Below are 1,846 nucleotides of genomic sequence, written 5' to 3'. Positions count from 1 at the left end.
ACCAGATTCTATTTCTTTAGCTGTTTGTGCTGATTGTTCAATAGCTTTAGTATCTTGGTCTAGGTTTTTATTAGTTTGTTCTATGTTTTGGTTGATAGCACTTCCCATTTGTCCTAACTCATCTTGAGCAATTATCTTTAGAGGTTGTGGAGGAGTATTTGTTTTATGATTAAGATAATTAAAGAATTCAAAGAGGGTGTGGGAGATGTGTTGGATTCTGCGAGCTATAGTCATACGAATATACACAAACACAAATAGCGATACCGTAATAAGGCAGCCAAGCACGCCAGCGACCATAATCTTTTTCATAATGCTCATAGAGGCATACACAGATGATGTAGGAGCGACCACAAGCACGCCTAAGTATTGCCCTGTGAGGTTTCGCCCCATTTCAAAGGAGGCTAAACCCATAATGCTATTTTCACCCGCTGCATTTTCTATCTCATGCACGCCTGATTCGTGCTTAGCCAAAGCTTCAACGACTGGTTTAATCGTTGGATTATCCCTAAGGGCTGCAATCTCCATAAAGCTTTTGCCTACAAACTCGCTCCTTGGGTGGAGGAGAAACACTCCATTTTCTGTAACAAGCGAACGGTAGTCATTTTTAAATGTGCTTCTGCGCTGGGCAAAAAGCGATTCTGCAATCATATCAAAATCTAATGTCGTGCCTATCACACCTTGAATGCTCCCATCTGCGTCTTTAATAGGATAATTAAGGCTTAAAGATAAAATCTCTTCGCCATCAATGGTAATTTTTACAGGGCCGCCAACAGAGGGCTTGCCACTTTTAAGCGCATGCTGCACACCGCTATCATTTAAAAAAACCTCATTGGCATTTAAAATCTTAACATCACCCGTATCTTTTGAGGACACATCATGCCCTACAATCATCACGCCGCCATTACTAAGCTTATGTCCGCTTGTGCTATCTGGTAAAAGCGCACTATTTTTAAGATAAATGTAGCCATATTCCACCCACTGATTAGAATCTAAAAGCGTGGTGAGAATATTTTTTGCCATATTTTCATTGAGCGATTTATCATGAATGTAATTGCTCAAAATATATTGCGAATAATTAAGCGACACAAAGCCTTCATTGATATAGCCCTCAATGGCGTTACTCGTGCGTTTTGCGCTATTTTCAACAAGCTTTCTAGCATCATCTTCTTGAATATGCTGCGATGTGCTAATTAATGCCACTATCAAAAGACCCATACAAAATGCCAAAACAAGACACACTGATAGGACGATTTTGCTGCCTATGCTCATTTTACTCAACATTCCTTTATCCTCCCAAAATTATTTATTGTGCAAACAACTTTTGTGCGTGATTATTCAATAAAAATCATAAAAAAATAACAAAGAAAGAAATGCCAATATTTGCTTGTTTCAAAGCATTATTTCCTTTGTTAAAAATTAATAAATTTTGCGCATAAATTCTGAAAAATTCACAACAAAAAGGGAAGCCCATGATAAAGCATAAATCATTATCTCCAAAGCTTTCACAAAGGGACATCGCAGGCATTCTAAAAATTGACACAAAAACACTTTACAACTGGCGAAAAAACAAAAATGAACTCTATACGATTGTAATGCTGGGCTTTAAATTTAAGGAGATTTTGAATGCTCAAAAGCAGTATTATGAGGAGCTGGAGCGTATAGAATCTGAAGTGCTGCTACATACTCGCCTGCAAACTACATCATCCTTTCTTTCGGACGTCACAAAGGCTTATATTGTACCCGCCGATCATAATTAAATAGTAGAGGAAAATCACCTAACCCACAATGCATAAAGACTTTATAAACAACAAAATTAAACACAAACACTAATCCAAAATAAACACAA

General features: G+C 37.5%; 2 protein-coding genes. One reads left to right on the top strand and one right to left on the bottom strand.

Annotated elements, in window-relative coordinates; translation table 11 throughout:
* The coding region (locus tag LS71_RS09360; RefSeq protein ID WP_138109936.1) for a cache domain-containing protein at positions 1 to 1,281 on the bottom strand (1,281 nt) is incomplete at its 3' end.
* 188 nt (positions 1,282 to 1,469) lie between these two features.
* On the opposite strand from LS71_RS09360, the gene LS71_RS09355 reads away from it, so the two are divergent.
* Positions 1,470 to 1,757, top strand: coding sequence for a hypothetical protein (locus LS71_RS09355; RefSeq protein ID WP_138109935.1), 288 nt, complete (start codon positions 1,470 to 1,472; stop codon positions 1,755 to 1,757).
* The last annotated feature ends 89 nt before the right edge of the window (positions 1,758 to 1,846 follow it).

It is taken from the genome of Helicobacter jaachi, assembly GCF_000763135.2.
Lineage (GTDB): Bacteria > Campylobacterota > Campylobacteria > Campylobacterales > Helicobacteraceae > Helicobacter_C > Helicobacter_C jaachi.
Note: the sequence above shows the minus strand (reverse complement) of the source record. Positions and strands in the feature narration are given on the sequence as shown.

What these genes read in the sequence shown, in the direction of transcription:
- LS71_RS09355 (WP_138109935.1), top strand. Translation starts at nt 1,470, where the DNA reads ATGATAAAGCATAAATCATTATCTCCAAAGCTTTCACAAAGGGACATC.